The sequence below is a fragment of the Megasphaera sp. NM10 genome, assembly GCF_000417505.1.
GTDB lineage: Bacteria > Bacillota > Negativicutes > Veillonellales > Megasphaeraceae > Megasphaera > Megasphaera intestinihominis.
The window spans coordinates 1-24,569 of the sequence record NZ_APHY01000058.1 but is presented as its reverse complement, the minus strand read 5'-3'; the positions used below and the strand labels follow the sequence as shown (position 1 = coordinate 24,569).

General features: G+C 55.1%; 22 protein-coding genes, 3 pseudogenes and 1 riboswitch. Of the genes and pseudogenes, 20 read left to right on the top strand and 5 right to left on the bottom strand.

Features of this window, described 5'->3' with window-relative positions:
• Positions 1–249: 249 nt before the first annotated feature.
• Both NM10_RS09525 and NM10_RS09520 read right to left on the bottom strand, forming a co-directional pair.
• The gene (locus NM10_RS09525) at positions 250–1,125 is read right to left on the bottom strand and encodes a phosphoribosylaminoimidazolesuccinocarboxamide synthase (RefSeq protein WP_020311365.1); all 876 of its coding nucleotides are present in this window, start codon (positions 1,123–1,125) and stop codon (positions 250–252) included.
• A 264-nt stretch (positions 1,126–1,389) separates the two neighbouring features.
• On the bottom strand, positions 1,390–2,112 hold the full coding sequence (locus NM10_RS09520; RefSeq protein ID WP_020311364.1) for an SIMPL domain-containing protein: 723 nt from the start codon (positions 2,110–2,112) through the stop codon (positions 1,390–1,392).
• A 151-nt stretch (positions 2,113–2,263) separates the two neighbouring features.
• Positions 2,264–2,367: riboswitch (TPP riboswitch) on the top strand.
• Between the two features lie 79 nt (positions 2,368–2,446).
• Here NM10_RS09520 and thiC point away from each other — a divergent pair.
• Entirely contained in the window at positions 2,447–3,748 is a 1,302-nt protein-coding gene (gene thiC, locus NM10_RS09515) for a phosphomethylpyrimidine synthase ThiC (RefSeq protein WP_020311363.1), read from the top strand.
• Positions 3,749–4,418: 670 nt separating this feature from the next.
• On the opposite strand, the gene NM10_RS09510 is transcribed toward thiC, so the two are convergent.
• Positions 4,419–5,297, bottom strand: a complete 879-nt coding sequence (locus tag NM10_RS09510; protein WP_020311362.1) for a LysR family transcriptional regulator — start codon at positions 5,295–5,297, stop codon at positions 4,419–4,421.
• Positions 5,298–5,422: 125 nt separating this feature from the next.
• Between NM10_RS09510 and NM10_RS09505 the strand changes: the two genes are divergently transcribed.
• Both NM10_RS09505 and NM10_RS09500 read left to right on the top strand, forming a co-directional pair.
• Positions 5,423–5,998 carry a chromate transporter gene (locus NM10_RS09505; protein WP_020311361.1) on the top strand — a complete coding sequence of 192 codons (576 nt, stop codon included), beginning with the start codon at positions 5,423–5,425 and terminating at the stop codon, positions 5,996–5,998.
• A 15-nt stretch (positions 5,999–6,013) separates the two neighbouring features.
• A complete protein-coding gene (locus tag NM10_RS09500; protein WP_020311360.1) occupies positions 6,014–6,580 on the top strand; it encodes a chromate transporter in 567 nt (188 codons plus the stop codon).
• Here the strand turns inward: NM10_RS09500 and NM10_RS09495 are convergent.
• A complete protein-coding gene (locus NM10_RS09495; RefSeq protein WP_020311359.1) occupies positions 6,573–9,104 on the bottom strand; it encodes a 3'-5' exonuclease in 2,532 nt (843 codons plus the stop codon). The two genes, NM10_RS09500 and NM10_RS09495, sit on opposite strands and share 8 nt — an antisense overlap.
• 286 nt (positions 9,105–9,390) lie before the next feature.
• On the opposite strand from NM10_RS09495, the pseudogene purE reads away from it, so the two are divergent.
• The 9 genes and pseudogenes from purE (at position 9,391) to fumC (ending at position 18,107) form a co-directional block, all read left to right on the top strand.
• Positions 9,391–9,884 (top strand): annotated as a pseudogene (purE, locus tag NM10_RS09490) (5-(carboxyamino)imidazole ribonucleotide mutase).
• Between the two features lie 43 nt (positions 9,885–9,927).
• A complete protein-coding gene (gene purF / locus NM10_RS09485; RefSeq protein WP_020311357.1) occupies positions 9,928–11,355 on the top strand; it encodes an amidophosphoribosyltransferase in 1,428 nt (475 codons plus the stop codon).
• The gene (gene purM / locus NM10_RS09480) at positions 11,336–12,400 is read left to right on the top strand and encodes a phosphoribosylformylglycinamidine cyclo-ligase (RefSeq protein WP_020311356.1); all 1,065 of its coding nucleotides are present in this window, start codon (positions 11,336–11,338) and stop codon (positions 12,398–12,400) included. Before purF ends, purM begins: the two co-directional genes overlap by 20 nt.
• On the top strand, positions 12,393–13,007 hold the full coding sequence (gene purN, locus NM10_RS09475) for a phosphoribosylglycinamide formyltransferase (RefSeq protein WP_020311355.1): 615 nt from the start codon (positions 12,393–12,395) through the stop codon (positions 13,005–13,007). The genes purM and purN overlap by 8 nt, the downstream gene beginning before the upstream one ends.
• Before the next feature lie 12 nt (positions 13,008–13,019).
• The gene (locus NM10_RS09470; protein ID WP_020311354.1) at positions 13,020–13,625 is read left to right on the top strand and encodes a bifunctional phosphoribosylaminoimidazolecarboxamide formyltransferase/IMP cyclohydrolase; all 606 of its coding nucleotides are present in this window, start codon (positions 13,020–13,022) and stop codon (positions 13,623–13,625) included.
• Positions 13,625–14,442: pseudogene (purD, locus tag NM10_RS15310) on the top strand (phosphoribosylamine--glycine ligase); the annotation flags it as partial. The gene NM10_RS09470 and the pseudogene purD, both read left to right, overlap by 1 nt.
• On the top strand, positions 14,440–14,898 hold the full coding sequence (locus tag NM10_RS15305) for a phosphoribosylamine--glycine ligase (RefSeq protein ID WP_442852358.1): 459 nt from the start codon (positions 14,440–14,442) through the stop codon (positions 14,896–14,898). The pseudogene purD and the gene NM10_RS15305, both read left to right, overlap by 3 nt.
• A gap of 158 nt (positions 14,899–15,056) precedes the next feature.
• Positions 15,057–16,613, top strand: a complete 1,557-nt coding sequence (locus tag NM10_RS09460; protein ID WP_020311353.1) for an acyl CoA:acetate/3-ketoacid CoA transferase — start codon at positions 15,057–15,059, stop codon at positions 16,611–16,613.
• A 109-nt stretch (positions 16,614–16,722) separates the two neighbouring features.
• Positions 16,723–18,107 (top strand): annotated as a pseudogene (fumC, locus tag NM10_RS09455) (class II fumarate hydratase).
• Positions 18,108–18,110: 3 nt separating this feature from the next.
• On the opposite strand, the gene NM10_RS09450 reads toward fumC, so the two are convergent.
• Entirely contained in the window at positions 18,111–18,848 is a 738-nt protein-coding gene (locus NM10_RS09450; RefSeq protein WP_020311351.1) for a vWA domain-containing protein, read from the bottom strand.
• Positions 18,849–19,026: 178 nt separating this feature from the next.
• Here NM10_RS09450 and NM10_RS09445 point away from each other — a divergent pair, with 178 nt between their 5' ends.
• From NM10_RS09445 to NM10_RS09420, 8 genes are all read left to right on the top strand, one after another.
• Positions 19,027–19,632, top strand: a complete 606-nt coding sequence (locus NM10_RS09445; RefSeq protein ID WP_014016580.1) for a methyltransferase family protein — start codon at positions 19,027–19,029, stop codon at positions 19,630–19,632.
• Between the two features lie 144 nt (positions 19,633–19,776).
• The gene (gene mscL / locus NM10_RS09440) at positions 19,777–20,229 is read left to right on the top strand and encodes a large conductance mechanosensitive channel protein MscL (RefSeq protein ID WP_014016581.1); all 453 of its coding nucleotides are present in this window, start codon (positions 19,777–19,779) and stop codon (positions 20,227–20,229) included.
• A gap of 211 nt (positions 20,230–20,440) precedes the next feature.
• Positions 20,441–20,869, top strand: coding sequence for a MarR family winged helix-turn-helix transcriptional regulator (locus tag NM10_RS09435; protein ID WP_020311350.1), 429 nt, complete (start codon positions 20,441–20,443; stop codon positions 20,867–20,869).
• 11 nt (positions 20,870–20,880) lie between these two features.
• Positions 20,881–21,108, top strand: a complete 228-nt coding sequence (locus NM10_RS13630; RefSeq protein ID WP_192813564.1) for a hypothetical protein — start codon at positions 20,881–20,883, stop codon at positions 21,106–21,108.
• A complete protein-coding gene (locus tag NM10_RS13625; RefSeq protein ID WP_239639695.1) occupies positions 21,021–21,578 on the top strand; it encodes a DUF6198 family protein in 558 nt (185 codons plus the stop codon). Before NM10_RS13630 ends, NM10_RS13625 begins: the two co-directional genes overlap by 88 nt.
• 156 nt (positions 21,579–21,734) lie before the next feature.
• Positions 21,735–22,097: a biotin/lipoyl-binding protein gene (locus tag NM10_RS13060; protein WP_051132260.1), complete on the top strand. Its 363-nt coding sequence runs from the start codon at positions 21,735–21,737 to the stop codon at positions 22,095–22,097.
• Between the two features lie 168 nt (positions 22,098–22,265).
• Positions 22,266–22,679: an HlyD family efflux transporter periplasmic adaptor subunit gene (locus NM10_RS13055; RefSeq protein ID WP_051132259.1), complete on the top strand. Its 414-nt coding sequence runs from the start codon at positions 22,266–22,268 to the stop codon at positions 22,677–22,679.
• 113 nt (positions 22,680–22,792) lie between these two features.
• Positions 22,793–24,142 (top strand): IS701 family transposase, encoded by a 1,350-nt coding sequence (locus tag NM10_RS09420; protein ID WP_020311349.1) that lies wholly within the window; start codon positions 22,793–22,795, stop codon positions 24,140–24,142.
• Positions 24,143–24,569 lie beyond the last annotated feature (427 nt).

The following is a 24,569-nucleotide window of genomic DNA, read 5'->3' as shown; positions in this document are numbered from 1 at the left end:
TCAGCTCTTCTCATGAGCAAGTACCCGTTCAACGAATTCTTTGCGTAACATAGCTTTGGTGACATTCCTTTCTTCCCATGGCATAAGAATCAACTCCTTCTTATGCCTAAAAGTATCACTTTTTTCAGTAGGGGGAAGACCCCTATTTATGTAAACTATGTTATTGCACATAACACACGTGGCGACCCCTACAGTGCCAAAAGCGAGTTCACAAGATTCGCGGCGGGCCTTAGAGCCACGAGCCACGAACTACTTGTCGAAGGCTTTCCCAGTGAGCATTTCGTAGGCTTCTTTGTATTTGGCAATGGTCTTGTCGATGACGTCCTGGGGCAGGAGGTAGTCGCTGTCCGGGTTGGCTTTGAGCCAGTCACGGACGAACTGTTTGTCATACGACGGCTGGCTCTGGCCGGCTTTGTAGCCTTCGAGGGGCCAGAAGCGGGAGCTGTCCGGCGTGAGCATTTCGTCGCCCAAGACGATATTGCCTTTGTCATCGAGGCCGAATTCAAACTTCGTATCGGCAATGATGATGCCTTTGGAGAGGGCGTATTCAGCACATTTTTTATACAGGGCCAAGGTGTAATCGCGGATTTTTTCAGCGTATTCCCTGCCTTTTCCCGGGAAGGTCTTGTCGATGAAAGCAGCGCCTTCTTCGAGAGAGACGTTTTCATCATGGTCGCCGAGTTCGGCTTTCGTGCTCGGTGTGAAGATCGGTTCCGGGAGTTTTTCTGATTCTTTGAGACCTGCCGGCAGTTTGATGCCGCAAACGGTGCCATTCTTCTGATAGCTTTCCCAGCCGCTGCCAGTGATGTAGCCACGGACGATACATTCCATGGGAATCATAGTCAGTTTCTGGCATTTCATGCTGTTGCCGATGAACTGTTCCTGCTGGAAGAATTCCGGCATGTCAGCGTTGTCGACGGAAATCATGTGGTTCGGGATGATATCCGACGTCATATCGAACCAAAACTTGGACATCTGCGTGAGGATGGCGCCCTTTTTGGTGATTTTGTTCTTAAGGATGTGGTCGAAAGCGGAGATGCGGTCCGTTGCGACCATGATAATGCTGTCACCTGCGTCATAGACTTCGCGTACTTTACCGGATTTAAAAGGGGTGTATTCTTTCATCTTGTCTGGCCTCCATGATTCAGAACTTATTTTATTATGGTAGAACAGTATTATCATAGCATATTTTGGGGAAAGAAAAAAGGTTTTGTCATCAAAGGACAAAACCTTTTTTTCGTGGCTCGTAGGGGACGCCCAGAGGGCGTCCCGCAAATCATGTGTGATGTGTATATAATAACTCTTCTGGACGGGCGCCCCACGTGGTCGCCCCTACAATGCGGTTTGTGAGGCCACGTGGTCGTGCTTACGATACGGTCGCGGTCCGGCTTACTGCAGATAATAAGTCAGGCTGACGCTTTGGCTGAGGGTGTTGGTGCCGGCTTCGACTGGTGTCGAGTCGGCTTCCATCTTGTTGACGGCCCGCAGGCTCATGGCAGCGCCGTAGACGCGGCTGTACGACGGGCTCGTACCGGAAATGTTGATTTCCTTGACGGCACCGAGCTGGCTGCCAGCGGCTTCAGCTGCGGCCTGGGCAGCGCGCTGACCGTTGTGGACGGCTTCTTTGATCAGGTTTTTCTTGATCTGGTCGGCGTGTTCATTGGTAAAACGGACGTTGTTGATCTGGTTGGCACCGAGGCTGCCGGCCTTGTTGATGACCTGCGATACCATAGTGAGGTCGGTCAGTTTGACTTCCAGGCTGTTGGTCACCGTATACGACGTGACTTTCTGGCCCTTCATGTCATAGTTCGGTGACATATAGAAGCCCGTGGTCTTCATGTTTTCCGCTGGGATACCCATGGCCTTCAAGGCATTCGTGACCTGGTTCATGGCCAGATTATTCTTGGTCCGGGCCTGCTGGGCATCGGCGTCGGTACTGGTTGTGCCGATAGTGACATAAGCCGTATCCGGGGCGACTTCTTGCTGGGCATAGCCCGTGACGGTAACGACAGACGGTTCCGGACCAGCTGCCAGGGCCTGGGGCGCAGCCAGGACCAGGGACGATGCCAGCATAGCGGCGACGACAAGGCCTTTCAAGGGTTTATATTTCATAAGTTAAGACCTCCTTTTTAAGATATTCCTATTATACCACGGCAGGGGGATGTACGTCTATGTGGGATAAAATGGCGAAATTGTCTATGATAAATGTTACGAAAGTGTTGCATTTTTTTTTCGCGGCGTACTATAATAGCCACAGATACATAGAAAAAGCTAGGGGAGCCTTCGGGCTGAGAAAAGTGACGGATTACACTTGACCCTTTACCTGATGCGGGTAATGCCGCCGTAGGGAAGCTTTACGGGATTATAAAGCTCACCTGCGGAGGACCGCCAGGCGAGCTTTTTTTATTGCATTAAGGATTATTTTTATATAGGAAGGATGTTTGTAATGGATTACACAACACAGATGGACGCTGCCCGCAAAGGCATCGTCACGCCGCAGATGAAGATTGTCGCTGAAAAGGAACACATGCCCGTTGAAAAACTCATGGCCCTCGTCGCCAGCGGGAAAGTCGCCATTCCGGCTAACAAAGTCCATACCAGCCTGTCGCCGGAAGCTGTCGGCCAGGACTGCCGCACGAAAATCAATGTCAACCTCGGCGTTTCTCCGGAACACAACAACCACGAAGAAGAACTGCAGAAAGTCCAGAATGCCATCGACATGAAAGCAGAAGCTATCATGGACTTGTCCAATTTCGGCAAGACCCGTGACTTCCGCCGCAAACTGGTCAAGATGTCTACGGCCATGATCGGCACGGTCCCCATGTACGATGCGGTCGGCATGCTGGAAAAAGACTTGAAAGACATTACCGTCGATGAATTCTTCTCCGTCGTCGAACAGCACGCAGAAGATGGCGTCGACTTCATGACCATCCACTGCGGCATGAACCGCAAGACGGCACAGCGCATCAAAGACAACCCGCGCCTGACCAACGTCGTTTCCCGCGGCGGTTCGCTGCTCTTCGCCTGGATGGAAATGAACAACCAGGAAAACCCGTTCTACGAATATTATGACCGTCTCCTCGACATCTGTGAAAAATACGACGTCACCCTCAGCCTCGGCGATGCCTGCCGTCCAGGCTGTACCCATGACGCTACCGACGCCGCTCAGATCGAAGAACTCATCACCTTGGGCGAATTGACCAAACGCGCCTGGGCCCACAACGTCCAGGTCATGATCGAAGGCCCGGGCCACATGGTCCTCAACGAAATCGCAGCCAACATGAAGATTGAAAAACGCCTGTGCCACGGCGCTCCGTTCTACGTCCTCGGGCCCTTGGTCACGGACATCGCACCGGGCTATGACCACATCACCAGCGCCATCGGTGGTGCCATCGCCGCTTCCTGCGGTGCCGACTTCCTCTGCTATGTCACACCGGCTGAACACCTGCGCCTGCCGACCGTCGACGACGTCAAGGAAGGCATCATCGCTGCCCGCATCGCAGCCCACGCTGCCGACTTGGTCAAGGGCATCCCGGGCGCTCAGGAATGGGATGACGCCATGAGCAAAGCCCGCGTCGACGTCGACTTCGACAAGATGATTTCCCTGTCCATCGACCCGGAAAAGGCCCGCAGCTATTACGAATCGAGTAAACCGGAATGTGAAGGCACCTGCACCATGTGTGGTAAGATGTGCCCGGCCCGTACGATGAAACGCATCCTCGCCGGCGAAGACGTCTCCATCCGCTAGGCTCCAACCTAAATTTACCTCATAGATACTGAAAAAGGCCCGTCGCCAGATGACGGGCCTTTTTCAGGTACAGACCGCCGACCTGTAGTAGGGGCTTCCACGTGGGAAGCCCGCTAGAGAGATTTGACCACAGCCTATACAGTTTTGATGGTATATTTTTACGAATCACGAACGACGGCCTTTCCTCGGATTCAGATGCGGCGTTCCGCCGCGACAGACTCATGATTGTATTATGACCATGTGCTGTTCGTCATAAATTCCGGTTGTGTACAGAATTCGCGCGGCCTTTTTGGCCCGTCAGGTAGCCGACCAGCGGAAGCTGGACGGCTTTTAGCCGTCCCCTACGGTATCGCATACAGGCGATAAAATTTTATGTGGCTGTATGCCGCATTTGTAGGGGCTGTCCTAGTGGGCAGCCCGCCAGAGAGATTTCATCACAGCCCATCCGGGTATAATGGCAGGCTTTTTACGAACCACGAATCACGAGCCACGAACCACGGCCTTTTCCACGAGCCGAGGGTCACTCGAGGTGATGTTGTTACGCTGAATCTGTTGCCGCGCAGCGGCATCTGAGCCCGAGGTGGCCTGCGAACGGCGGCCTGCGGGGCCGTCAGGCCCCAACCGCGATGAACGACGAACGACCTACGATGAACGGTTTTATGCCCCGTCGTCAGGCCTCAGGATTTGTCAAAGCATCTATGAACTGGCGGGCTATGCTGGACAGGTAGCGGTGTTTGGGTGTGATGACGGCCAGTTGGGTGCGCAGGCGCGGTTCGTCGATGGCTTTGGTCTGGAGCTGGGGCAGGCGGGCCGGCGAGATGGCCGATGCCGGGACGACGGCGTAGCCCAGGCCGGTTTCGGCCCAGAGCAGGGTCGTCCGGGCGTCGTCATTGCGGCAGAGGAGGTTCGGCGTGAGGTTGTGGGCTTCGCAGACGTCGTGGAAGAGCTGGTCGAAGCGGCGGTAGAGGATGAGCGGCAGGCCTTGCAGTTGTTCTATGGTCAGGGTCGGCTGGCCCGGGCTGGGGTCGGCCAGGGTATCGGCATAGGCCAGGACCATCGGTTCTTCAGGCAGCAAGGTGCAGTCGAAGGCGTCCTGCTTGAAGGGCGTGCGGACGATGCCGATTTCGATGAGACCTTTGCCCAGCATGTCCAGGACGCGGAAGGTGTTGCCGTCATAGATTTCAAAGCGGATGCCCCGATGACTGGCGTGGAATTGGCGGAGCGCTGGCCGGAGAATGACGCTGCCCGACGAGGACACGGTCCCGATGGACAAGGTGCCGCGCAGACCACTCTTGAAATCGGCGATTTCCCGTCGTGTCGAGTCGGTGAGGGTAAGAATCTGACGGGCCCGGCGGTAGAGGATTTCGCCCGCGTCGGTCAAGGTCACGCTGCGCGGTTCCCGCTGCAGGAGCTGGACGCCCAGTTCTTCTTCCAGAGCTTTCATTTGCTGGCTCAACGGTGGCTGAGCCATGTGCAGGCGACGGGCTGCCGCCGTAATCTGACCTTCTTCGGCGATGACCATGAAGTACGTAAGTTGACGGATATCCATATCGATGCCTCCTTGACATATAATTTACGTATATTATATCAATCATACAAATATTTTCAATATAGTAAAGGCCGTGTTATACTAAGACCATAGACAAGATGATCGTCAAGAAAGGATGATAGATGATGAACGATATTGTGACACCGAAACGGGACGCCCATTTTTTTTGGACCCTGTTCAAATCGACTTTTTTAATCAGCGCCTTCACCGTAGGCGGCGGCTTCGTCATTATTCCTCTTTTGAAAGGGAAATACGTCGATGAATATCACTGGATCAGCGATAAGGATACCCTCGATATGGTGGCAATCGCCCAGTCCATGCCTGGCGTCATTGCGGTCAACAGTGCGGTCATCCTCGGCTACCGCATGGCCGGGGTCCTGGGGACGCTGGTCGCCCTGGTCGCGACGGTGCTGCCCTGCCTGATTACGCTGTCGATTATTTCTTACTGCTATGATTTCTTTATCCAGAATCTCTATATCAAGATGATCCTCCGCGGTATGCAGTGCGGGGCGACGGCGCTTATCGTCAATGTCGGCATCGACCTCCTCATCAAACAGGGAAAAAAGAAGCTCCTCCTGCCGCTGGCTATCATCGTAGCGACGTTTATTGCTAACTTATGCTTTGATGTCAATATCATGGCGCTCATCGTCATCGACGGCATCATTGGCTTTGCCTTCATGCGCGACAAGAAGTACGATTAAGGGGAGGGACTTATCATGATATATTTATTGCTTTTTTGGGAATTCTGTAAAGTCGGGGCTTTCTGCGTCGGCGGCGGCTATGCGTCTATGCCGCTGATTCAGGCCAGTGTTGTCGATACCTTCCATTGGCTCTCGATGAGCGAATTTGTCGATATATTCACCATTTCTCAGATGACTCCGGGGCCGATCGGCATCAATGCCGCGACCTTCGTCGGCACCAAAATCGCCGGATTAGGCGGAGCTGTGGCTGCCACCCTGGGCTTCGTCACGCCGTCGTTTTTCTTGGGGATTCTGTTAGCACGCGTCTTCCTCAAGTACGGTGATATCGGTCCTATCCGGGGCATCCTCAACGGCCTGCGGCCGGCAGTCGTCGCCCTTATCTGCGTCGCCAGTCTGAGTTTCATCCTCCTGGCCTTGTGGAATACGGAGACCTGGCCTGATGACTGGTCGGCTTTCAGCCTTGGCGGCTTGGTCATCCTCTTCTTGGCTATTGCAGCGACGCGGCGCAAAATCGGCGTCATCAAGGTCCTCATCGGATCCGGCGTCTTAGGCCTCCTCTTAGGCATAGCCGGCCTCATCTAACTTCGATATATTGGGAGTCCAGGCTCTGGAGGAAGCGGCTCGGCGCATAGCGCTGATTGCCGATTCCCTGGTGCCAGCTCAGATACAGCCTCTTTTTGGCCCGCGTAATGGCGACATAAAAGAGGCGTTTTTCTTCTTCGATATTGCCTTTCTTTACGGACCAGAAGGTCGGGAAGACCCGGTCTTCCAGGCTGGCCAGGAAGACGTAGTCGAATTCCAGTCCCTTGGCCTGATGGATGGTGATGATCGGGATTTTCGGGTCCCTGGCCAGCATGCTGTCCAGTTCGCTGTTGGACAGGGCTGTCAGCTTGAGAAATTCCGCCAGGGCGTCGCGGGGGTCCTGGGCCGGGTCATCCGTTTCCTTGGCGATGCGGTAGAGCTGGCGGACGTTTTCCAGGCGGTCGATGTGATGGGCCGTATCGCTGGCCTCACGATGGCTCTCGTACCAGGCCTTGACACCGCCTTCGTTCATGACGGCGGCGATGATGGCTATGGGCCGGTCCTGGTAAGATTGGCGGCGGAAACGGCCCATGTCGCGGCTGAAAGGAGCGAAGAGGGGCAGGTACATAGACAGGGAAGCGCGGCGGGCTGCCGTGGCCGGCGCTATCTTTTCTTTTACGGCGTAGCACAGGAGGCCGGCCGTGGCCAGAATGTCGTCGAAGGCGTCGTGCGACGGCTGATGGTCGATGGGGAAGGTTTCGCTCAGCGTAGCCAGTTTATGGTTGATAAGATTGGGATAGAAGCGGCGGTATATGTCCAGCGTGTCGTAATAGGGGAAGTCACCGCTTTCGGCCATGCCCAGGCGCTGGAGCTCGCTGTGCAGGATGGACAGGTCATACGTGACGTTGTGGCCGACGATGACGGCATCTCTGGCAAAGTCCAGAAAGGCAGACAGGGCTTCTTTCGGATCCCGGCCATCGGCGGCTAACTGGTCGTCGCTGATGTGATGGACGTAGAATGAGGTCCCGACAGAACGGCTGGCGCGGACGTAGGTATTGAACTTGTCTGTGATCTGGCCCTGGGCGTCAAGGCGGACGGCGGCAATCTGGATGATTTCGTCTGTCGTCGTGTCGGTCCCCGTGCTTTCGACGTCGAAGACGACGATGCGTCCATCTGCCAGGGCCGTCAGCAAGAGGCCGTAAGGGTCGCCCGTTTCCTGGGAAATGGGGTCGATGAAGTCGCAGAGCCGGAGGCCCAGACGGCGGTAGGACTCGCTTTCGATGGTTTCGATGGTCCGCCGGCCGATGCGGGGGACGAAGCGCAGGAGGATGCGTTTCAGGCTGAGGTTGTCGTGCTTGTTCAGGAGCAGCCGCAGGTAGGCCAGGACGTCTTTACATTCCTGGCGCTTGAACAGGTGAAACTGGTCGATGCAGGTGACGGGCAGACGGGATGCTGGCGGATAGTGGAGATTATGGGCCGTAATACCTGTCCACAGCTGCTGGGCCTGGCGGTTGCCGCGGACGAGGATGCAGGCTTTGAGACGCTCTTCAGGCGGCAGCTGGCTCAGTTCCTGGAAAATCCAGCGGCTTTCGTTGAGAAAGGTATCGGCCTGGTGGACGACGATGGGTTCACCTGGGACGGCGGCTGCGGCCTGGCCCGGCTGGGGGTAGATGTGGTGGACCGTCACCTGGCCGAAGAGGTGGTTCAGGCAGCTTTCGGCGGCCTTCAGGAGGAGCTGCGTAGCCCGGTAGTTGGTCGTAAAGGTGATTTCCCGGGGATGGTAGGTCTTGCGGAATTGTTCCAGAATATATTCCGGATAAGAACCGCGCCATTCGTAAATGGTCTGGAAGTAATCGCCGCAGAGGAGGACGTTGCGCCCCGGGAAGAGGCGGCTGATGACGGCGTATTCGACTTCGCTCGTGTCCTGCATTTCGTCGACGGCGATGAAGCGGAAGCGGTCCCGCCAGCGCTGGCAGCAGGCATCGTCAGTGAGGAAGTCGTAGGCGCCGGTGATGAGGTCCGTGAAGTCGACGGCGTGGTTGTCGGCCAGGACGGCATCGTATTGCTGGACCAGGGCGTCGCCGTGGTCGCTGAGCCAGGCCTGGAGGGCTTCTTTAGGTGCCGTGAAATCGTGGAGGTCCGGGATGACGCGCTGTTTCTTGACAAATTCGATGAAGTTCTGCAGGGCCTGGGTGTCGTTGCCCGGGGCTGACGCTGCCGCAGGCAGGCTGTCGATGATCTGCCGGCAGTCTTCGTCGTCGTAGAGCAGAAAGTCGTTGTAACGGTCGCTCTGGCGCTTCGTTTCTTCTTTGATGAGGCTGTAACAGAAACTGTGGATTGTCTTGACGACGACAGCCAGGCCCTTTTCGCGGGCCGTGGCGATGATGCGGTTCTTCAGTTCTTTGCAGGCCCGGTTGGTGAAGGTCAGGCAGAGTATCTGCGAGCCTTCGGCGGCGCCTGTTTCCAGGATGTGGGCGACCCGGCAGGCCAGGACGCGGGTCTTGCCCGTGCCGGCTGGCGCGTTGAGCAGGATCGGCTGCGACAGGTCGCTGACGACTTGCTGCTGCTGGTCATTTAATTCCATAATCTATCCCTCCGTGTCGGTCATTTTCCTCCATTGTAACATAGTCGGCGCTATCCGTGTACAAACTGCGATAGAACGGGTGATTTTCATTGACAGTCCCGGATGTTTTTGATAGAATCAAAGTGTATTTGATAATCTTTCAATCAATAAGGAGATGCACTATGACAAGACGTTTATGGACAGGTTCTTTGCCGTTTGTAAACAGTCTCCGTGTGTCTAACTGAAAAAAGCCCAAAGGTGACGTGTGTCACTTTTGGGTTTTGTTTTTCCTAAGGAGGGGTCTCTGTTGAAGGTCGGTTTGATCATGGGAAGCGATTCTGATTTTCCCGTTATGAAAAAAGCGATTGCTATTTTTAAAGAATTTGGTGTTGAATATGAAGTCTTGTTAGCGTCGGCCCACCGCACGCCGGCTGCTGTCCGGGAATTCGTTTCGACAGCCGAAGAACGGGGCATCAGTGCCTTTGTCGTCGGTGCCGGTATGGCTGCTCATCTGCCGGTGTCGTTGCCAGCTATACGACGCTGCCTGTCATCGGCGTCCCCTTGGAAAGCGGCAGCCTCCAGGGCATGGATGCGCTGCTGGCCATCGTACAGATGCCGTCGGGCATCCCCGTTGCGACCGTCGCCATCAACGGTGCCAAGAACGGAGCGCTCCTGGCCGTACAGATCGGCGCTGCCAGCGATGCGGCCTTAGCCAAGAAATACAAGGCCTATCGCGAAAACATGGCTAACGAAGTCATGGAAAAGAACCAGAAGTTGCAAGAAACCATAAAGTCCCTCTAAGGGCAATACAGACTATTTTTCGTTATAACAGGAGGTTTAATTCATGTTTTACGATCCGATTTGGGATAAGCAGCATGAAGAATGTGGTGTCTTAGGTATTTACGATAAACACCTCGATATTCCCCGCTATATTTATTGGGGGTTGTTCGCATTACAGCATCGTGGCCAGGAAAGCGGCGGCATCGCCCTGACTGACGGCCAGGATATCCATACGTTCCGCGGCATGGGCCTCATCAGCACGGTCTTCGCCAACGGCGTACCTGAAGAAGAAGGCGGCCCCGTCGGCATCGGCCACGTCCGCTATTCGACGACAGGTTCCAATAATCCCCGCAATATCCAGCCCCTGGCCGTATACACGCCTATGGGACAGCTGGCACTGGCTCATAACGGCAACCTGACCAATACCCGGACCCTGCGGGAAGAACTGGACCGCGGCGGCGCGACCTTCCAGACGACCATGGACAGTGAAATCATCGTCAACCTCATCAGCCGCAGCCAGAAAGACACCATCGAAGAACGCATCATGGAAAGCATGAACCGCATCCAGGGGGCGTACTCACTGGTACTCATGACGAAAGATACGCTCTATGGCGTCCGCGACCCCTATGGCTTCCGCCCGCTGTGCATCGGCCGTACCGATGAAGGCGGATGGGTCCTGGCTTCGGAAACGTGTGCCCTCGACGCCATCGGCGCCAAGTTCGTCCGCGACGTACAGCCCGGCGAATTTGTCCAGATCAATGAAAAGGGCGTCAAATCGACGATCTTTGCCAAGGCACCGCGCAAGCAGGTCTGTTCCTTTGAATACATTTATTTCGCCCGTCCGGACAGCGTCATCGACGGCCAGGACGTCTACCAGGCCCGCCTGAACATGGGCCGGGAAATGTGGAACGAAACGCAGTATGATGCGGACATCGTCATTTCCGTCCCGGACAGCGGCAACACGGCAGCTATCGGCTACGCCCAGGCTTCGGGCATCCCCTTCAAGCACGGCCTCATCAAGAACCGTTACATGGGCCGTACCTTTATCAAGCCGAACCAGAAACAGCGCGAACTGGCTGTCCGCATGAAGCTGAATGTCGTCAAGTCCGTCGTCAAGGGCAAGCGCATCGTCATGGTCGACGATTCCATCGTCCGCGGCACGACGAGCGGCATCATCTGCAAGCTCCTGCACGAAGCCGGCGCCAAGGAAGTCTACATGTGCGTATCGGCACCGCCTATCAAGTATCCCTGCTTCTACGGCATCGACACGTCGGTCCGCAAGGAACTCATCGCTTCGACGTTCAGTGTCGAACAGATTCAGAAATACATCGGCGTGGACAAACTCCATTTCATTTCCATCGACGGTCTCAACCGGGCTGTCGAACATATCCCCAAGGAAGATATGTGCTTAGCTTGCTTCAATAACGACTATCCTACGGACACTCCGCAGGCCAATGAGGAAGGAGAAAAATATGCTCTCGAACACAAATAAAGGATTGACTTATGCTGATGCCGGCGTCGACATCGATGCTGGCAACAAAGCCGTAGAATTGATGAAAGATTCGGTCAAAGCCACGTACCGTCCGGAAGTCCTCGGTGACCTCGGCGGCTTTGGCGGCCTCTTTTCCCTGATGAACAGCGACATCAAGAAACCAATCCTGGTCAGCGGTACCGACGGCGTCGGCACGAAACTCCGCCTGGCCATCATGATGGGCAAACACGATACAGTCGGTCAGGACTGCGTCGCCATGTCCATCAATGACGTTCTCGTCCAGGGCGCCGAACCGCTCTTCTTCCTGGACTACATCGCCGTCGGCAAGCTCGATCCGGTCCAGGTTGCGACCATTGTCAAAGGTGTCGCCCATGCCTGCCAGGAATCGGGCTGCGCTCTCCTCGGCGGCGAAACGGCTGAAATGGCCGGCTTCTATGCCAAAGACGACTATGACCTGGCTGGCTTCGGCGTCGGCATCGTCGACCGCGACAAGGTCATTACCGGCGAAAACATCAAGGCCGGCGACGTCCTCATCGGCCTGCCTTCGACAGGGGTCCACTCCAACGGCTTCTCCCTGGTCCGCAAGATCGTCCTGGAACGGCAGAACATGAAGCTCGACCAGTACGTCGATGAACTGGGAATGACCATCGGTGAATGCCTGCTCACGCCGACCCGCCTCTATCCGCGTCCGTGCCTGCCGATCATCAAGAACTTCACCGTCAAGGGCATGGTCCACATCACTGGCGGCGGTTTCTATGAAAACATCCCCCGCGTCCTGCCGAAAGGCGTCGGCGTCGATATCGACGTCACGGCGTGGCCGCAGCTGCCGATTTTCGGACTCCTCCAGAAATGGGGCAACGTCGATGCCAAGGAAATGTACCGTACCTTCAATATGGGCATCGGCATGATCATGATTGTCGATGAAAAAGACGCTGATGCCGTCCTCAAGAACCTGGCCGACCGCGATGAAAAGGCCTATGTCATCGGCAAAGTCGTCGATTCCGACGTACCCGTAACCTTGCGGGGAGGCGTATTCCATGACTAAAAAGAAGATGGTCATTTTCGCATCGGGCCGTGGCTCCAACGCCATCGCCCTCCACGATGCCGTCGAAGCCGGCACGATCAATGCGGAAATCAAGGCCCTGGTCTGCGATATCCCGGGCGCACCGGTCATGGACCGCGCTAAGGAATGGGGCGTACCGGTCATTTTGGCCGACCGCAAATCCTTCGACTCGAAAGCGGCCTTTGAAAAATATATCCTCGACGCCATTGAACCGTATCAGGCCGACATCATCTGCCTGGCCGGCTTCATGCGTCTCTTGAGCGGTGACTTCATTTCCCATTATGAACACAAGATGCTCAACATCCATCCGGCCCTGCTGCCGTCGTTCCGCGGCCTCCACGCCCAGCGCCAGGCCGTCGAAGCCGGTGTCAAGATTGCTGGCTGCACGGTCCATTTCGTCGTTCCCGACATGGATGCCGGCCCGATCATCTTGCAGTCAGCCGTACCGGTCTACGAAGACGATACGGAAGACACGCTGGCAGCCCGGATCCTCACCAAGGAACATCCGACTTATGTCAGAGCGGCAGCGCTCTTTTGCGATGATAAATTGACTATCGACGGCAATGTCGTCAAAGGGACTCAGGAATAGGAGGAATTTTTCATGAAAGTAAAACGCGCACTCATTAGTGTATCTGATAAAACGGGCGTCGTCGAACTGGGCAAAGCCCTGGCTGACCTCGGCATTGAAATCATTTCCACGGGCGGCACCATGCGGACCCTGAAAGAAGCGGGCGTACCGGTCATCGCCGTTCAGGACGTCACGGGCTTCCCGGAAATGATGGACGGCCGCGTCAAGACGCTGAATCCGAAAATCCACGGGGCTATCCTGGCTGTCCGCGATAATCCGGAACACGTCAAAGCCATGAAAGAACACGGCATCAAACCGATCGACCTGGTCGTCGTCAACCTCTATCCGTTTCAGCAGACCATTGCCAAACCGGATGTCACCTTGGCTGAAGCCATTGAAAACATCGACATCGGCGGTCCCTGCATGGTCCGCGCTTCGGCAAAGAATAACAAATACGTCGCCATCGTCACCAACCCGTCCAAATACGGCGAAATCATTTCCATCCTCCAGAAAGACGGCGAATTCTCCGACCAGTACCGCCTGGAACTGGCTCAGGAAGCATTCCATCACACGGCTGTCTATGATACGGCCATTGCCGCATACCTGGCAGAACAGGTTCAGAAGGGGGCCGCAAAATAATGAAAGTAGCAGTCATCGGCGGCGGCGGCCGCGAACATACTTTGGCCTGGAAATTGGCTCAGAGCCCGAGCGTCGATAAGCTCTATGCCATTCCCGGCAGCGCCGCTATGAGTGAAGTCGCCCAGTGCGTCGACATCGCCCTGTCCGATTTGGACGCCATCACGGACTATGCCAAAAACGAAGGCATCGACATGCTCGTCGTCGGCCCGGAAGTCCCCTTGACCGAAGGCATTGCCGACCTGGCCCAGTCCAAAGGCCTGGCTGTCTTTGGCCCGAACAAGGCCGCAGCCCAGATGGAAGGGTCCAAAGTCTTTGCCAAGAACCTCATGAAGAAATACCACGTCCCGACGGCAGCTTACGCCTCCTTTACCGATGGCGAAGCCGCCAAGGCCTATATTAAGGAACAGGGCGCACCGATCGTCGTCAAGGCCGATGGCCTGGCTGCCGGCAAGGGCGTCGTCGTCGCCCAGACGGAAGCAGAAGCCATCGAAGCCGTCAACGCCATGATGGAAGACCACATCTTCGGTGCTTCTGGCGGCCGCATCGTCATTGAAGAATGTATGGTCGGCGAAGAAGCAAGCCTCCTGGCTTTCGTCGATGGCAAGACCATCGTGCCCATGATTTCCGCCCAGGACCACAAGCGTATCTTCGATAACGATGAAGGCCCCAACACGGGCGGCATGGGGCTTATGCGCCGGCACCGGTCGTTACGCCGGAAATCCGCAAGGAAGTCGAAGAAAAGATTCTGAAACCCGTCGTCGATGGCCTCAAACAGGAAGGCATCACCTACCAGGGCTGCCTCTATGCCGGCCTGATGATCACGGCCGATGGCCCGAAAGTCGTCGAATTCAACTGCCGCTTCGGCGATCCCGAAACGCAGGCCGTCTTGCCGCTCCTCGACGGCGACCTGGCCCAGATCATGTATGCCTGCGCCAAGGGCACGCTGACGGCCGATATGGTCCACTGGAAAGACGCTGCATCCTGCTGCGTCATCATGGCTTCTGCCGGCTATCCCGCTTCGTCCCATAAAGGCGATGTCATCAGCGGCCTCGATGCTGTCGATAAAGAAGATGTCATGGTCTTCCATTCCGGCACGGCCAAGAAAGACGGCCAGTACGTCACCAACGGCGGCCGCGTCCTCGGCGTTACGGCCGTAGCAGGGGACCTCAAGAGCGCCATCGAAAAGGCCTATGCCAACGTCAAACGCATCCACTTCGACGGCCAGCAAGTCCGCAGCGACATCGGCGCCAAAGGATTGAAACACTTGAAATAAAGTTTAGAGTTTGTAGTATGGAGTTTGTAGTTTGTAGATGAGGGCTTTGAAATTAAAAAGGGCTTCACTAAAAACTACAAACTGCAAACTTAAAACTCAAAAGGGGTTGTCGCACGTGCGATAGCCCCTTTTGACTACCACACGAAAGGAAGGTCGTTATGACACAGTTTATTACGCCTGTGGAAGCGGCGCGTCTCGTCGGCGATGATATGACCCTGGCTGTCAGCGGTCATGCCGGCTTCGGGACGCCGGACGGGCTGTTCAAGGCCCTTCACGACCGTTATGATGAGAAAGGCCATCCCCGTAATGTGACCTTGGTCAAGATTGCCGGGACCGGCGACGGCGGCCAGCGCGGCGGCGACCGCCTGGCAGCTGACGGCCTCATCGGGACGATCATTACCAGCCATTTCGGCATGGAAAAGAAGTTGGCCGATAAAGTGGCAGCCAATCAGTGCCTGGCCTATGTCGTTCCGGCCGGGACGATACTGGCTCTCTATCGGGCCATCGCCGCCGGTCACAAGGGCGTCTGGACCGATATCGGCCTGCACACGTTGGCTGATCCGCGCCTGGACGGCAGCAAGGCCAACGAAAAGACCGTCCGCGAAGGCAAGGATATCGTCCGCCTGGTCTCGTTCGACGGCGACGACTACTTATATTATCCAACCTTTCCCATCCAGGTCTGCTTCATCCGCGGCTCCCTGGCCGATGAGGACGGCAACATTTCCCTCCAGCGCGAAGCCATGATCGGTGAACAGCTGGAAGTGGCCGAAGCGACGCATAATTCCGGCGGCATCGTCGTCGTCCAGGTCGAAGACGTCGTGCTCCGGGGCAGCCTCGATTCGCGGCTCGTGAAGATCCACCATTTCCTCGTCGATTACGTCGTCGTGCCGCGGCCGAAGTACCACGTCCAGAGCTTTTCGACCCACGGCTACCGGCCGGAACTGAGCGGCGAAGGGCGCAAGTCCATCCAGTCCCTGCCGCCGCATCCTCTGGACAATCGCAAAATCTGTGCTCGCCGGGCGGCGATGGAACTGAAAAAAGGCGACGTCATGAACCTGGGCATCGGCATCCCGGAAATCATCGGCTCTGTCGCCGCTGAAGAGGGCTTCGGGCCGAGCCTGACTCTGGCGGCCGATTCGGGCATCATCGGCGGCATCCCCTTGTCGGGCCTCGATATGGGGGCCGCTGTCAATGCCGAAGCGGAACTGAAGATGGCCGACATGTTCGATATTTGCCACGGCGGCGGCCTCGACCTCTGTGCCCTGGGCCTGGCGGAAATCGACGCCATGGGCAATGTCAATGTCTCAAAATTCCACGGCCGCGTCACCGGGCCCGGGGGCTTCATCGACTTGGCCCAGCACACGAAGAAACTCATCCTCATGGGGACCTTTACAGCCGGCGGTCTGCGAGAACACTGTGAAGGCGGGAGGCTGGTCATCGACCGGGAAGGGAAGTACCAGAAATTCAAGACGGATATCGAACAGGTCACCTTTTCCGGGGACTACGCCGCAGCCCACGGCCAGCACGTCCTGGTCGTTACAGAACGGGCCGTCTTCCGCCTGACGCCGCAGGGACTCATGCTGACAGAAATCGCCCCGGGCGTCGACCTTGAACGGGACATCCTGAGCCAGATGGAATTCCGCCCGCTCATCGCCGATGACCTGCAACTCATGGACGGCCGCATCTTCCAGCCCAATCCCATGGGCTTGTCGTAGGTCGTTCATCGTTCCTCGAATGGTCCCCTGTGGGGACCCAACGTAGGGGCGACCCAAAGGGCGCCCGCCTGAGTCCGCTATGTTTTATATAATCTGATTGGAGGTTTTCATGGAATACCGTATAGAAAGAGATTCGATGGGAGAAATCAAAGTCCCGGCTGATAAACTCTGGGGTGCCCAGACACAGCGCAGTTTCGAGAATTTTAAGATCGGCACGGAAAAAATTCCGCCTGAAATGGTCACGGTCTTTGCCTATTTGAAGAAGGCTGCTGCCTTGACCAACAAGGAATTGGGCGTCGTCGACGGCGACCGGGCCGACGCCATCGTCCAGGCCTGCGATGACATCCTGGCCGGCAAGCTCGACGGCAATTTCCCTCTGGCCGTCTGGATGACCGGCAGCGGCACGCAGTTCAACATGAATGTCAACGAAGTCGTCGCCAACCGGGCCAAGCAGATTTTACAGGCCCAGGGCAAGGACTTGAACGTCCATCCCAATGACCACGTCAATCATTCCCAGAGCTCGAACGATACCTTCCCGACGGGACTGCATATGGTCGGCGTCCTGCTCATCGAAGAAAAATTGTTCCCCGCCATGGAAGCCCTCTATCAGGCGCTCCGGGCCAAACAGGAAGCCTTCAAGGACATCGTCAAGATCGGCCGGACCCACTTGCAGGATGCCACACCGTTGACGCTGGGCCAGGAATTCAGCGGCTGGGCCCGCATGGTTCAGCGCGACCGGGATATGCTGGTCCAGGGCGTCGATTTCCTCCGCGACCTGGCCATGGGCGGCACGGCCGTCGGCACGGGCATCAACTGCCCGAAAGGCTACGATGTGCGCTTTGCCGAAATCGTCAGCCAGCTGACGGGCACGACCTTCCATACGGCGCCGAACAAGTTCCATTCCCTGACCAGTAAGGATGAACTCGTCGTCGTCCACGGCATGCTCAAGGCCCTGGCCTGTGACCTCATGAAGATCGCCAATGACGTCCGCTGGCTGTCGTCGGGACCGCGCTGCGGCATCGGCGAAATCCGTATCCCCGAAAATGAACCGGGCAGCTCCATCATGCCCAGCAAAGTCAACCCGACGCAGTGCGAAGCCGTCACTATGGTCGCCGTCCAGGTCATGGGCAACGACGCGACCTTGGGCATCGCCGCCAGCCAGGGGAACTTCGAGCTCAATGTCTTCATGCCCGTCATCGCCTACAACCTGATCCAGTCTATCCGCCTGCTCACGGACTGCATGGATTCCTTCCGCAAGCACTGCGTCGTCGGCATCGAACCGAACCGCGAACGGATTGCGACCAACCTCTACAACTCGCTCATCCTGGTCACGGGCCTGGTGCCCCTCGTCGGCTATGACAAGGCCTGCACCATTGCCAAACAGGCAGCCAAAGAAGGGCTGACCCTGAAAGAGTCAGCCTGAAGACGGGATGGGTCACGGCAGAGCAGTTCGACAAAGCCATGGACCCGGCCAAATTGGCAGGTTTGAAATAAGCCTTACTTATCCTTTTCGATGTTATCTTTCCAGGAGTCGTCGTCTTGCTGCTGGACGGCACTGCGCGTATAAGCGGCAATGGCGGCGAAGTTCTTCTGGACGCCCGTCGATGTATTGCGGTACTTGACGGCATGGTCGGCATCGATACCCAGGTTCTGGGCTTCCGAAGCGGCGTCGATATTGGCTCCGAGGAAAATGAAGTCCCAGCCCTGGGCTTTTTTATCGGAAATCATTTTCTGGATCGTCGCCTTGGAATATTCCGTGCTGGCATTTTCCTGTCCGTCCGTGATGATGACGAAGATGACCTTATGATCTTTGTCAGAAATACCCGGCGTGTCGGAAATCTTGGCAATCGTGTTGCCTACAGCATCGAGGAGAGCCGTCGAGCCGCCGACGCGGTAATCCTTGGTTGTCATGTCCGACAGGCTGTTAATGTTGCTGCGGTCCGTCAGGATGTCGACTTTATTGTTGAACAGGACCGTCGTGACCTTGGTGTCGACGTCGAGGTCTTTTTCTTTGGCAATCATGGCGTTGTAGCCGCCGATAGTATCGCTTTCCAGGCCATACATGGAGCCGCTCTTATCGAGGACCAGGACCAGGTCGAGATGTTTGATCGTCGACGGCAGGGACTGTGTTTCAGCCTGGCGGGCCTTGTCGGTCATGGTCGTCGTGTCGGCCGCGACAGCCGCGCCGTAGCAGAGCAGGGCGCTGAGGGTAAATATGAGTAATTTTTTGAACATGGCAGATGCCTCCTTAAAAATGGACGAATGACGTTTCTTTTATTGTATCATAAAAGTTGTTACAAAGAATACGCAGTCTGTTCACAAATCTTTATGATTCCTTTAACTTTTGCCTAATCTTTCGTTAGAAATGACCGTTATACTGGCCTTATCAATTAGGACAAGAGGAGGAGTCACCATGTATTTCCTGGACCATTACCGCACCCGTATTTCCCAAGTCATTGGGCTTCTGTTTTTATTTTTATTCATGTTCTCGCAAAAGGAATTGGATGTCACGGCCCCGTATATCTCGGGCATCTTATTCCTCGTGGGCTGTCTCTGCGTCGGCGCCGCCATGGCAGGCCGCATGTGGTGCGCCCAGTATATTGCCGGCTATAAGAATGACGTCCTGGTCCGCGAAGGGCCGTACTCGGTCTGCCGGAATCCGTTGTATTTCTTCAGCTTCCTCGGCGGCATCGGCGTCGGTCTGTGCACGGAATCGCTGACCCTGACGGTGCTGCTGGTCCTCCTCTTCGCCGTCATGTACATCCCGGTCATCCATACGGAAGAAGCCCGGCTGCACCGCCTCTTCGGGGAACCGTACAGCGCCTACATCCGGGAAGTGCCTCGGTTTTTCCCGAAATGGTCGCTCTACCATGAACCTAAGGAATATACAGTCAAACCGAAAGTTTTCCGCCACGCTGCCGGCGACGTCCTCTGGTTCGTCCTGGCCGTCGGCATCCTGGAATGTATCGAAGCCATACAGGAATCAGGCCTGTTGCCGCAGCTCCTGTCGCTTTATTAAATAAATATAACAAAAACAAAAAATCATTGTCAGCTTGCCCTTTTTCCGCTATGATGAATAGGGACTCGCACGACGGTTTCTGCCATCATGCGAGTCCCTATTTTTTATAATTTATTTTTTACACCACAGATAGGAGTGGAAAACATGGGCATCATCAAGGAATTCAAAGAATTTGCCATGCGTGGGAACGTGCTGGACATGGCAGTCGGTGTCGTCGTCGGCGGAGCTTTTGGGAAAATCGTCACGTCACTGGTCAACAACATTATTATGCCCCCATTTGGGGTCCTCCTCGGCGGGATTGATTTTTCGGACTTCTTCATCCCTTTGAGCACAGAACACGTCGATTCCCTGGCCGAAGCGAAAGCCACCGGGATCCCTGTCATTGCGTACGGTTCCTTTCTCAACACGGTCATTGAGTTCCTGATTATCGCCTTTGCCATCTTCATGGTCCTCAAACAGCTGAACCGCTTCCTGCCCAAACCGGAACCGGCTCCAGAACCGCGGCTCTGCCCGTTCTGCCGCCAGCCCATCGCGGACGATGCAACCCGCTGCCCGCACTGCACTAGCGAACTGCCTGCTGCCGAAACGGCTCATTGATTGCAGACCGATGTTATTTTGCAGTTTGTAGGGGCTCGCACGTGGCGAGCCCGTCTCAGAATATGGAGGATTTTTCTAGCAAAGTGGTTGGTAAATCGTACATGTCCTGGAGTGGGCGCCCCTCGTAAGGGGCGCCCTGTTGACTTTTCTACTTCTTGCGATATAATAAGGAATGTAGTTGGAATTAAAACTAATTAAAAGGGGAATCGCCATGGACGAAGAAGCGTTGCATATTTTACTGTTGTTAGGGTTTCACCGGTCGAACCGGGAAATCGGCCGCCGCATCAAGCGGGAAGGGCTCATGCCCGGTCAGCCTAAGATACTGGAATATCTGTGGTTCCATGACGGCGCCAGCCAAAAGGATATCAGCCGCGAGTGCATCATCGACAAGTCGACGGTGACCAGCCTGCTGAAACGCATGGAAAAGCTGGACCTCATCCGCAAGGAAACGCGGCCCGAAGACCAGCGGGGCGTGGCCATCTTCCTGACGGAAACGGGCTGGGAAAAGGCCAAGCGGATCCGTGAGGTCATTTATGGCATCGACGATGAAATGTGGCAGGGCATCGAGCCGGAAGCACGCCAGCAGTTCATGGCGACGTTTCATCGCATTATGGAGAATGAAAAGAAGTGGGGCGATTGAGTATGCGTCATATGCATCATTTGAAAATACGGGTCAGTGTATTTCTTTGCAGTATCTTGATGACGGCCTTCGGCATCGACTTGATTACTGTCGCCAGCCTGGGGACGTCGCCCACTTCCAGCGTGCCCCTCGTCGTCAGCCTCTATACGCCGTGGACCTTCGGCCAGCTGACCTTTGTCCTCAACATGGCCTTCATCGTCTTGCAGATTGCCCTGCTGCGCGCCAGTTCCGGCCCGTAGAGCTGCTGCAGATTGCCATTAACTTCGTCTTCAGCGCAGCCATCGACTTTTTCATGCACGCCATGGCAGGATTACAGGGACTGAACTGGCCTTTTGCCGCAGTTCTCTTAGTGGCCGGCTGTGCGACCCTGGCCTTCGGCATCTGCATCGAAGTGGCGTCGCAGGTCCTGATGGTGCCTGGCGACGGGGCCGTCAAGGCCATTGCCCAGACGGGGAAATGGTGGATGGGCTCGACGAAAGTCGCCTTCGATTCGACCATGGTCACCATTGCCGTCATCTTGTCGACCCTTTACGGCGGCCTGGGGACCCTGACTGGCCTTGGCGTCGGCACGCTAGTGTCGGCCATGCTCGTCGGGCGCTTCGTCAATTTCTTCAATCGCCGCGTCTTTCTCATCGAACGCCTGGCCCGGCTGTCCTTGGATGATGAAACCAAGGCGGCCGGAGCTTTGTCCAAAGAAATCCAGTCCTGATTCAGGGACTGGACTTTATTCTTTTTCGGGCATATAATTATAGTTAATAAGCTAATCAATGTGTTCGGATACGGTTACGCTATAATAGAACGTAACCTCTTGATTCACCTATGTAGTTAGTTAGCTAATTATAATAGAGAGAAAGGAATGATTACCATGAAGGGACAAACAGTGCATCTGCCAAAGCGGGCATGGCGCCTGGGCCTCTTTTTCATCGGCATCCTCCTGGCAGGCGGTGTCCTGCTCATGTATAAGGGAAATGATGCCGTGGCCCAGGGTATCGCCAATAAGGACGGGATATTGACGGCAGAGCAGGTCAAGGTTTCTTTTCAGTCCGTCAGTGGCAAGATGGTGAACGAAGCTGTCCAGGAATCAAAGGAGGTCAAGGCCGGCGACATCCTCATGCAGCTCGACAGTACCGACGTTGACTTGGATATTGCCAAGACCCAGGCTCAGATAGCTCAGCTCGACGCCCAGATCCAGTCGATGGAAGGGACTATCGCCATCGGCTTTGTCTAGACCGATACGTCGCAGGAAGAAAGCCGGCGCCAGATCAACCAGCAGCGAGCAGCCATCGATTCGGCGACGGCAACGCTGGTCAATGCTCAGCGTGATTATGACCGTAAATCGTCGCTGTATCGCCAGGGAGCCATTGCCAAGGCTGATTTTGACGATTCCCAGGCGGCTTTGTCCGTAGCCCAGGCCAATATGAACCAGCAGCAACAGGCCTTATCGAAATTATTGGGCGGTGCCGTCGATACGGGAGACAGTGATTCCCTCCAGCTGCCGCAGATCGAAGAACAGCGGCAGACCATTGCCAACAAGCGTCACGACCGGGAATCGCTGGTCCAGCAGCGCAATCAGCTCCAGGTCCGGCTCCAGCAGCTGGAAGTCCAGAAAGACCGCCTGACCCTGCGGGCGCCGGAAGACGGGAAAGTCCTCAAGCTCCTGGCCAAGCAGGGGGAAATCGTCCAGGCCGACACGCCGGTCATCCTCTTGGAAAGTAAGCGCCAGTATTACGATATCTATGTCAGTGAAAAGCAGGCCGTCCATCTCCATGAAGGCCAGGCCCTGGCCGGTGTCGCCGTATCCTATCTGTGATTTTGCATCAGAATGACAGCAGTTTACAACTTTTTGAACAAATAAATATCGCGTAACCACACTTTGAAGTATAATGAATCTGCTAAAACACATCATCTCAAAGGAGTTACGCGATGAATTCATTATACCTCGAAAATTCGATTATTGGTAGTCTGTTTCGTTTCTTTTCTCCATATTTTTCTACGGCGACACGGCCAACGCGATTCCTACTGACCTGGTTGGTCATCGCTCAGGTAGCCTTGCAGGCCTTCCCATCTCTTCGCTTTCTTCATCGGAATTTTTTGTCCCAGGTGACGCATCGCTGCTTAAATAGTTATTACCGGGCGCTTCAGAACGAAACGGTGACGAGCCATTCTCTCCGCCTGCAAACAGCACAATTGGCTTGCAGCCTGATTCCGGCGGCCTTACAGAATGAACCGGTCTTTCTCAGTGTCGATGATACGACGGTACCGAAATTCGGCAAGAAGTTCGATGCTGTTTCTCTGTTGCATGACCATGCCTGCCATACAGGCAAGCCTTACGTAAACGGTCATTGCTTCGTCAGTTTGACACTGAGTGTCCCTGTCCTGAACCAGCATGAAGGAAAAGCTCCGCTTATCCGCTATCTGGCGGTTCCCGTAGGGTACCGGATGTGGACGAAAGAGCAGACCAAACTTGAATTAGCTGGTGACCTCATCGAGGAGGTGATGCCCTTACTGAAAGACCGGCAGGTACTGTTGCTCTTTGACAGTTGGTACGCTAAAAGCTCGCTGATAGAACGGGTTTTGCAGTATCCCGGACTGGACATCATCTGTAATGTCCGCAGTGATTCGGCAATGTATGAACTACCGCCATTGCCTAACGGCAAGCCGGGACGCCCGAAAAAACGAGGAAAGCGGATTCATATGAATGATTTTACGCTGTCCTGGAATATGGACGGTATGCAAGTGGGTCATCGGATTGTTTTGACCCATATCTGCGGGAATCGCCGTATCCATGCTTATGTCAGCTACACTACATCTGGCTCCTGGCGGCTTTTCTTCAGCACCCTGAATCCCAGTGACCCGCATATGAGCTGCGCCTGGCAGGAACGAAAGATCCTACGGGACGCACCGGCAGAAGGCATGGACTATTATCCTTTGAAGCTGTACAAGCTGCGTTGGGCCATCGAAACCAACTACTATGAGCAGAAGGCCTTCTGGTCGCTGAATGCCTACCGGATTCGCCGCCAAAATGGTATTGAACATAGGGTGAACCTGGTAAACCTCGTTCACAGCAGCCTGAAAATGCTGCCGTATCTGGACAAGCATTTTGCGAAGTACCAAAACGCTAGTCCACAAGAGCTGCGAAGCCATATAAGCTGGCAAATACAGCGTGAAATATTTTTAGGCACTTTGGTCTCTAAAGCCCAAACCGCAAAAAATCCAACGGACTTAGTGCAGGCCTTGTGTAAACTGGTTTCGTCAACTTCCGAGGTAGCGTAAAAGTTGTAAAGTGCTGTAGCTTTATAAAAAAATAAATAATCTAGAGGAATGCATTGTTTAGGAAGTGAAATGATGTTAAAATAAGAAAAAGTGTATAATGGGCCTGTGAATTCAGACCAGTACTGAAAATTTTAAGAGTGCATGATATAGTATTAAGTAACGAAAATTGGAGGATGCTATCATGCCAAGAAAAAAGTACACTTCTGAATTTAAGACCAAGATTGTTCTGTCAATTCTTCAAGGCGACAAGGAATTCAATGTCATCTGTTCTGAAAACGGCCTGAACCCAAACATGGTCAGAAATGGAAGCAAGAATTCCTGCAAAATGCCATCTTGCCTTTGGTGCAGATTCTGAGCGTAAGGCCGTTCAGAGGAAGGAGGACGATCTGAAGAAAAAGAATGACCAGATGCTAAGGACCATCGCTGA

Bases quoted from the DNA above. Each gene is read 5' to 3' on its own strand.
- purM (WP_020311356.1), top strand. From the start codon at position 11,336: ATGCTCTCGAACACAAATAAAGGATTGACTTATGCTGATGCCGGCGTC.
- NM10_RS09435 (WP_020311350.1), top strand. From the start codon at position 20,441: ATGGACGAAGAAGCGTTGCATATTTTACTGTTGTTAGGGTTTCACCGG.
- NM10_RS09445 (WP_014016580.1), top strand. From the start codon at position 19,027: ATGTATTTCCTGGACCATTACCGCACCCGTATTTCCCAAGTCATTGGG.
- NM10_RS09520 (WP_020311364.1), bottom strand. From the start codon at position 2,112: ATGAAATATAAACCCTTGAAAGGCCTTGTCGTCGCCGCTATGCTGGCA.
- thiC (WP_020311363.1), top strand. From the start codon at position 2,447: ATGGATTACACAACACAGATGGACGCTGCCCGCAAAGGCATCGTCACG.
- NM10_RS09420 (WP_020311349.1), top strand. From the start codon at position 22,793: ATGAATTCATTATACCTCGAAAATTCGATTATTGGTAGTCTGTTTCGT.
- NM10_RS15305 (WP_442852358.1), top strand. From the start codon at position 14,440: ATGATCACGGCCGATGGCCCGAAAGTCGTCGAATTCAACTGCCGCTTC.
- NM10_RS09450 (WP_020311351.1), bottom strand. From the start codon at position 18,848: ATGTTCAAAAAATTACTCATATTTACCCTCAGCGCCCTGCTCTGCTAC.
- NM10_RS13060 (WP_051132260.1), top strand. From the start codon at position 21,735: ATGAAGGGACAAACAGTGCATCTGCCAAAGCGGGCATGGCGCCTGGGC.
- mscL (WP_014016581.1), top strand. From the start codon at position 19,777: ATGGGCATCATCAAGGAATTCAAAGAATTTGCCATGCGTGGGAACGTG.
- purF (WP_020311357.1), top strand. From the start codon at position 9,928: ATGTTTTACGATCCGATTTGGGATAAGCAGCATGAAGAATGTGGTGTC.
- NM10_RS13630 (WP_192813564.1), top strand. From the start codon at position 20,881: ATGCATCATTTGAAAATACGGGTCAGTGTATTTCTTTGCAGTATCTTG.
- NM10_RS09495 (WP_020311359.1), bottom strand. From the start codon at position 9,104: ATGGAATTAAATGACCAGCAGCAGCAAGTCGTCAGCGACCTGTCGCAG.
- NM10_RS09510 (WP_020311362.1), bottom strand. From the start codon at position 5,297: ATGGATATCCGTCAACTTACGTACTTCATGGTCATCGCCGAAGAAGGT.
- NM10_RS09460 (WP_020311353.1), top strand. From the start codon at position 15,057: ATGACACAGTTTATTACGCCTGTGGAAGCGGCGCGTCTCGTCGGCGAT.
- NM10_RS09505 (WP_020311361.1), top strand. From the start codon at position 5,423: ATGAACGATATTGTGACACCGAAACGGGACGCCCATTTTTTTTGGACC.
- purN (WP_020311355.1), top strand. From the start codon at position 12,393: ATGACTAAAAAGAAGATGGTCATTTTCGCATCGGGCCGTGGCTCCAAC.
- NM10_RS09470 (WP_020311354.1), top strand. From the start codon at position 13,020: ATGAAAGTAAAACGCGCACTCATTAGTGTATCTGATAAAACGGGCGTC.
- NM10_RS09500 (WP_020311360.1), top strand. From the start codon at position 6,014: ATGATATATTTATTGCTTTTTTGGGAATTCTGTAAAGTCGGGGCTTTC.
- NM10_RS09525 (WP_020311365.1), bottom strand. From the start codon at position 1,125: ATGAAAGAATACACCCCTTTTAAATCCGGTAAAGTACGCGAAGTCTAT.